We start from the raw sequence: 1,093 nt of genomic DNA, 5'->3' as shown, positions 1-1,093 counted from the left end.
TCTTTACTTGGATTTTTCTCTTACGGAAGCTGGGCTTATATAATTTTATATTGTCTATTGGTTATAATGTTCGCTTATGTATATACTTCGGTGCAATTTAATCCAGACGATATAGCGGAAAATCTTAAAAAGCAGGGCGGTTTTATACCTGGTTATAGACCTGGGACGCAAACGGCAGAATATCTTAAAACTGTATTGGGAAGAATAACCATAGGCGGTTCGATATTTTTGGCGGCGATTGCGGTATTTCCCGACCTTATGACGAAGATTCCTATATTCGCTCCTTTTAAGGGAACAAATAATTCTTTGGTATATTTGATGGGCGGAACTTCGGTTATGATTAGCGTAAGCGTAGCCGTTGAATTATTGAAACAAATAGAGTCGTATTTGCAAATGCATAATTACGATGGAATATTAAAAAAATCTAAAGTGCGAAGGTAAAGGTAATTAGTTATGGCTGAAAAAGAAACTATTGAAGTTGAAGGAATTGTGGTAGAGCCTTTGCCCAACGCTACTTTTAGAGTGGAACTTGAAAACGGGCATAGAATTTTGGCTCATATATCTGGGAAAATGCGTATGAATTTTATTCGTATTCTTCCAGGCGATAAAGTGACTATAGAAATGTCTCCCTACGATTTGACAAAGGGAAGAATAATTTATCGCTATAAGTAAATAAAATGGAGATTAATTATAATGAAAGTAAAAAGTTCGATTAAAAAAAGATGTAACGATTGTCAAATAGTTAAAAGAAAAGGCATAGTTAGAGTTATATGTAAAAAAAATCCAAGACATAAACAAAAGCAGAAATAATTTTATTTTAAGTTTTAAGGAGAAAATAAATAATGGCTCGATTGATGGGTGTTGAAATAAGAAATAATAAAAGAATAGAAATAGCGCTTACCGACATATACGGAATTGGCAGGACATTGGCTCATGTTATATGCGATAAGGCTAATATAGATTATTCCGTTAAGGCTAAAGACCTTACGGACGCTCAAATTACGGCTTTAAGAGACGCTATAGAATCTACCACTAAAGTCGAAGGCGATTTGAGAACGGAATTGTTTAATAATATAAAACGATTAAAGGATAT

Annotated in this window: 4 protein-coding genes; all 4 read left to right on the top strand. The window is 33.8% G+C overall.

Going from position 1 to position 1,093, the window contains the following annotated elements:
- Window positions 1–441: preprotein translocase subunit SecY (locus EZH24_RS12405; RefSeq protein WP_419670464.1), on the top strand; the 441-nt coding region annotated here is incomplete at its 5' end.
- A 12-nt stretch (window positions 442–453) separates the two neighbouring features.
- Window positions 454–672, top strand: coding sequence for a translation initiation factor IF-1 (infA, locus tag EZH24_RS12400; RefSeq protein ID WP_137999363.1), 219 nt, complete (start codon window positions 454–456; stop codon window positions 670–672).
- Between the two features lie 21 nt (window positions 673–693).
- On the top strand, window positions 694–810 hold the full coding sequence (rpmJ, locus tag EZH24_RS12395; protein ID WP_137999362.1) for a 50S ribosomal protein L36: 117 nt from the start codon (window positions 694–696) through the stop codon (window positions 808–810).
- Window positions 811–842: 32 nt separating this feature from the next.
- The coding region (gene rpsM / locus EZH24_RS12390) for a 30S ribosomal protein S13 (RefSeq protein WP_137999361.1) at window positions 843–1,093 on the top strand (251 nt) is incomplete at its 3' end.

It is taken from the genome of Brachyspira catarrhinii, from assembly GCF_005518285.1.
GTDB lineage: Bacteria > Spirochaetota > Brachyspiria > Brachyspirales > Brachyspiraceae > Brachyspira > Brachyspira catarrhinii.
The sequence above is the reverse complement of the archived record's forward strand: the minus strand, read 5'-3'. Positions and strand labels throughout refer to the sequence as shown.

What these genes read in the sequence shown, in the direction of transcription:
- infA (WP_137999363.1), top strand. Translation starts at nt 454, where the DNA reads ATGGCTGAAAAAGAAACTATTGAAGTTGAAGGAATTGTGGTAGAGCCT.
- rpmJ (WP_137999362.1), top strand. Translation starts at nt 694, where the DNA reads ATGAAAGTAAAAAGTTCGATTAAAAAAAGATGTAACGATTGTCAAATA.